The sequence below is a fragment of the Streptococcus sp. DD10 genome (assembly GCF_001578805.1).
Classification (GTDB): Bacteria; Bacillota; Bacilli; order Lactobacillales; family Streptococcaceae; genus Streptococcus.
Genome location: NZ_KQ969157.1, coordinates 622,147 through 625,795 on the forward strand (window position 1 = coordinate 622,147; position 3,649 = coordinate 625,795).

At 38.0% G+C, this 3,649-nt stretch carries 2 protein-coding genes; both read right to left on the reverse strand.

Features of this window, described 5'->3' with window-relative positions; genetic code table 11:
• Positions 1–89: 89 nt before the first annotated feature.
• Positions 90–1,868 (reverse strand): ABC transporter ATP-binding protein, encoded by a 1,779-nt coding sequence (locus STRDD10_RS02780; protein WP_067192919.1) that lies wholly within the window; start codon positions 1,866–1,868, stop codon positions 90–92.
• 9 nt (positions 1,869–1,877) lie between these two features.
• A complete protein-coding gene (locus STRDD10_RS02785) occupies positions 1,878–3,614 on the reverse strand; it encodes an ABC transporter ATP-binding protein (protein WP_067192920.1) in 1,737 nt (578 codons plus the stop codon).
• Positions 3,615–3,649 lie beyond the last annotated feature (35 nt).

Sequence of the window (3,649 nt, forward strand, 5' to 3'; positions counted from 1 at the left end):
GAACTTTTAAAAGCAATACAGCAATGATACAAAGCGAGGTTGGGACTTTTATCCCAACCTCGCTTTGAGCTTCTATTAAAATACAGTTTTTATGACAGTGCATTTTTCTTTGAAAATTGGCTATTATACAAATCATAATAGAAGCCTTTGTCGGCCAAAAGGGTCTCATGATTCCCTTGTTCAATAATTTGTCCATCTTTAAGAACCAAAATTTTATCTGCTTCTTGAATTGTTGACAAACGGTGTGCGATGACAAAACTTGTCCTCCCCTTCATCAAATTTTTCATAGCTTTTTGAATCAATAGTTCTAAACGTGTATCGACAGATGAAGTTGCTTCATCTAGAATCAAGATTTTTGGATCTGCCAAGAGCGCCCTTGCAATCGTCAACAATTGCTTCTGTCCCAGAGAAATATTGCTCGACTCTTGATTCATTTCCATATTGTACCCACCAGGCAAGGTACGAATAAAATGGTCTACATTGGCTGCCTTCGCTGCTTCGACGATTTCCTCATCTGTGGCTTTTAGATTTCCAAAGCGCAAATTTTCCTTAATAGTCCCCTCAAAAAGCCAAGCATCTTGCAATACCATTCCAAACTGTTTTCGATAGTCTTGGCGTGACAAATCTCGAATATCATGCCCATCTACACTGATAGAACCTGCTGTTACATCATAGAAACGCATCAATAGATTTATCAGAGTCGTTTTTCCTGCCCCAGTAGGACCGACAATTGCGACCATTTCACCCGGATTGACTTCAAGATTAAAATTTCGGATGAGGGGCTTATTCGCCACATATTGAAAATCTACAGATTTAAAACTAACCTGTCCCGTCAACTCTTCATTTGTATGGCGCTCTTCACCTAAAAGCTCATTTGGTTCATCCAAAACTTGGAAAATCCGATCCAATGATGATTTTGCACTTTGTAATTGACTAGCCAACTGTGTCAAGTTCTGGATTGGTTGGTTCACTTGCCATACATATTGAACAAAGGCTTGCATGTTCCCAATGGTTAAACGTCCTGCTAATACTTGCAGACCACCTAAAACTGCAACAAGCAAGTAGGTTAAATCAGATAATGCATTCAGTGCTGGCATCATAAGCCCAGAAATGAAACTTGCTTTAAAGCCAACCTCTTGTAATTTAGCGGTTATCGAACGAAAATCCTCTAAAGAATTTTTTTCTCTACCATACAGCTTCAAAATATTGAAACCTGTTAAATGCTCTTGAACAAAACCATTTAAATTTCCAAGAACATCTGCTTGCTCCTTAAAATACGGTTGAGAATGTTTCATAATAAAACGAGCAACAAAGTAGGTTAAGGGGATTGAAATTACAACAATGACTCCAAGAGTAAAATTTAGATACAGAACCATAGAAATAACTAATGCCAAAGTCAAAATAGCATTAATTACCTGCAAAAATGATTGTTGCAAGGCATTGGAAACAGTTTCTACATCATTTGTAAATCGTCCTAATAAGTCACCAAATTGATGTCGATCAAAATAAGAGACAGGAATGCGGTTAATCTTATCAGATAGCTCATTACGCATATCTTGAACTGTTGCTTGAACAGCGTTTGTCATAAAAAAATTAGCATAGTAAGCACCCAATTCATATAGAATTCCCCTCAAAAGATACAGCAGCATAATCCAAGCTACATATTCTGCATTAATCCTAGCACCTACAACACCTTGAGCCATCTCTAATAGATTGCTTGTTAGCTCTGTAATAGCAAGACCTAGTACAAAGGGCTCAATCACACTCATCACTACACTAACAATTTTAAGAAAAATTGCTAGGAAAAGCGACATGCGATACCTTTGTAAATGTCCCCACAAGCGATGAAAACTATTTTTTTCTCTCATTCTATCCCCCTATCCTTCTGTTAAAGACTGACTCTTCAATTGCGAATTTGCAATCTCACGGTAGATTTCATTTGTTTGCATCAATTCATCATGAGTACCTCGTCCAACAATCTCACCCTCATCCAGTACAATGATTTGATCTGCATCCATGATAGTCCCAACTCGTTGAGCCACAATCAGTACTGTTGCGTTTTGAGTCACCTCTTTTAGACGCCGACGGAGTATCGCATCGGTTTTATAATCTAATGCCGAGAAAGAATCATCAAAAATAAAAATATCTGGCTTTTTAACTACTGCACGAGCAATAGACAAGCGTTGTTTTTGTCCACCTGATAAGTTGCTTCCGCCTTCTGAAAGAAAGGATTCGAAGCGTTCATCTCGACTATCTATAAATTCTTTAGCCTGGGCTACATCAGCAGCTAGACTAAGCTCGTCATGACTAGCACTTTCCTTACCATATCGAATATTATCCCCAATCGTTCCCGTAAACAAGAGAGCTTTTTGAGGAATGAAGCCGATTTTCTGTCGCAAGGACTTCAACTTATACTCCCGTACATCTATCCCATCCACCATGATTTTTCCAAGTGTCACGTCATAAAAACGTGGAATTAGCTGGACAAGAGAAGACTTCCCTGAACCTGTTGAACCAATAAAAGCTACAGTCTCACCCGGTTTTGCTTTAAAAGAAATATTGTGTAAAACTGGACTTTCTGTCTCTCCAGGATAAGCAAACGTAACATTATCAAACTCCAGATAACCATGACTTTCTGTCTCCGTTATGCCAGCCTCATTTGGATGAATGGAAATAGGCATATCCATAATTTCCTTTAGTCGTTTACTTGAAACAGCAGTGCGTGGGTACATGGTAAAAAGATTGGATAGAAAAAGAAAAGATAAAAGTGCGTGGAAACTATATTCGACAAAAGCTACCAAATCACCAATCTGCAACTCCCCCTTTTCCAATGGTGGTAAAGCAAACCAAACAATTGCCACTATCATCGCTACAATTATCTGGACAAACAAGGGTTCAGTTAAACCAGTTAATTTAAATAATCTGTTCGAATTAGTAGCATAGATAGCATTTTCATTCGCAAATCGATTTTCCTGATATTCTTCACGAGCAAACGCACGGATTACTCTCAAACCAGTTAAGTTTTCACGGGCGTATTGATTGATCTTGTCCAATGTTTTTTGTTGTTTTTCAGAAAGGGGGGCTGTTTTTAAAGCAACATATAAAACAACAATTGCCAAAAATGGTATCGAAACAGCTACTATCCAAGCCAAAGATGGACTCGTTAAAAATATCATCAAAATACTAGCTAACATCATTAGAGGTGTAATCACCCCCATTTTTAAGGATTGTTCTGCAAATTGCATTAGAACAAATGCATCAATCGTCAATCTCGTTACAAGTGATGACACTCCAATCTGCTCATACTCATAGTGAGAATACTCTTGCAACTTAGCATAGAGATCATTCCTCATTTCTTCGACCATCTTTGTTGTTAATTTTCCAGCCACATAAGCTAACGTTATCCGACCAACTACACCAACAATAATCACAAGAAACATGATCCAAGTCCAATAATACAACCGATTAGTGTCGCCAGGATTGATAGCTTCATCAATCATCCTTGCTAGAACCGTTGGCAAGCCTAAATTAACGATTACAAAAAGAACCGCCGCAAATAAATTCAAAGCCAGCCACTTGGGATACTTTTTCAAGTAGGACCAAATATAAAGCATCGGCTACTCTCCTTTTTTCCTTTTAAATAGAGTTA

Excerpts from the sequence above, each read along its gene's own strand:
- STRDD10_RS02780 (WP_067192919.1), bottom strand. The coding sequence starts at position 1,868 with ATGAGAGAAAAAAATAGTTTTCATCGCTTGTGGGGACATTTACAAAGG.
- STRDD10_RS02785 (WP_067192920.1), bottom strand. The coding sequence starts at position 3,614 with ATGCTTTATATTTGGTCCTACTTGAAAAAGTATCCCAAGTGGCTGGCT.